The sequence below is a fragment of the Thermodesulfobacterium hveragerdense DSM 12571 genome (genome assembly GCF_000423845.1).
GTDB classification, from domain to species: domain Bacteria; phylum Desulfobacterota; class Thermodesulfobacteria; order Thermodesulfobacteriales; family Thermodesulfobacteriaceae; genus Thermodesulfobacterium; species Thermodesulfobacterium hveragerdense.
Window position 1 is genome coordinate 1 of the sequence record NZ_AUIT01000044.1, and the last position, 1,388, is coordinate 1,388.

Below are 1,388 nucleotides of genomic sequence, written 5' to 3' on the forward strand. Positions count from 1 at the left end.
GGTTTTATGTTATCATTAATTTAAAAAATATTAAAAATTTTTATTATGCCTCTAAAATATTTTATTAAAAGACACAATTTATATTCTACTCCCACATTATGAGCCAGAAGTTTATACTATATTACAAAAATAAGTAAATGAGTGCTCACCTGAAGAAAAAGAAAAAATTAAAAATATTATAGAAAAGAAAGTGCCAAGAACAATTTTTTCTGAAGAGAAAAATAAAAAAGTTTATTCTGCATATCAAAAACAAAAATGGTATTCAGCAGTAAAAACCGATAGCTACTTTAAACCTCTATATGAGAAATACAAAAATATTACCCAAAAAGAAGAGGAAATTAGTTTTAAAGAACCGGAAGTTCGTGTGGATCCTGGTCCATCGCCATTGAGTAAAGAAAAAATATTAGATATGACAAATGAAGATCTAGCAAACTTTTTGAAAGAATTTAGAACAATTGACCGATGGAAAGGACCTACTGTTGGTGGGTTATCAGATATTTTGAAATATGCTGTTCAAGAAATACCAGAGAAGTTTATTGATAACTTAGAGCCTTTTTTAAGAACTGGTTATTTGTATGTTTATAGTATTCTTTAGGGTATACAAGAGGCTTGGAAAGAAAAGAAAATAATTGACGCGTGAAAACTTATTAGGTTCATTAAAGAATATATAAAACCTGAAGATTTTTGGAATAATAAATATAAAATTGAGGGAGATGATTGGTGGAATGCAAAACACTTATAGGTAATAGGAATGGCTGGGGAACTTATTAAACAGGGAACTACGGATAATGCTTGGGCGTTTTCTGAAAAACTTTTTGAAATTGCACAAGAGATTTTATTTTTGATAATAGACCATATGTTATTAGATAAAGATAAAACATATTCTCAATATCCAATTGGGAAAGATTTCGTGATTTATGCACTGAATTCACCTTTTGGCAAAATAACAGAGGCGTTGTTTTTGTTGGCATTAAGAATTAAACGAGTTGAAGAAAAAACAAAAATTAAACAAAAAGTTGGTTGGGAAATCAATATTAAAGACAAATATGATACTTTATTACATAATGAAATAATAGAAAGTTATGTCTAGCTTGGTATGTATTTACCAAACTTTTATTATCTGGATAAAGAATGGACAGAAAACAAAATAAAAACTATAACTATTGAAAAAGAACAATTATGGGAAGCATTTATGAGTGGTTATTTATTCCGTGTTGAAGTTTACGAGAATCTGTATATATTAATTGAAAAATCATTACGAGAAAGCGATAGATTATCAATTTAAAGAAGAAAATGGACACTTGTCAAGAGAATTGTGTCTCCTTATAAAATCTCTTTACAAACATTTGCCTCAATTCGTATAAAGCAGACTTAATTAAAGGAAGTGG

The 1,388-nt window shown here is 28.2% G+C and carries 2 protein-coding genes; both read left to right on the forward strand.

Annotated features, from left to right (window positions below; translation table 11 throughout):
- The first annotated feature begins 190 nt into the window (after positions 1-190).
- Positions 191-595: a hypothetical protein gene (locus tag G580_RS0108590; protein WP_028841801.1), complete on the forward strand. Its 405-nt coding sequence runs from the start codon at positions 191-193 to the stop codon at positions 593-595.
- A gap of 156 nt (positions 596-751) precedes the next feature.
- Positions 752-1,090, forward strand: a complete 339-nt coding sequence (locus tag G580_RS0108595; RefSeq protein ID WP_028841802.1) for a hypothetical protein — start codon at positions 752-754, stop codon at positions 1,088-1,090.
- Positions 1,091-1,388 lie beyond the last annotated feature (298 nt).

What these genes read in the sequence shown, in the direction of transcription:
- G580_RS0108595 (WP_028841802.1), top strand. Translation starts at nt 752, where the DNA reads ATGGCTGGGGAACTTATTAAACAGGGAACTACGGATAATGCTTGGGCG.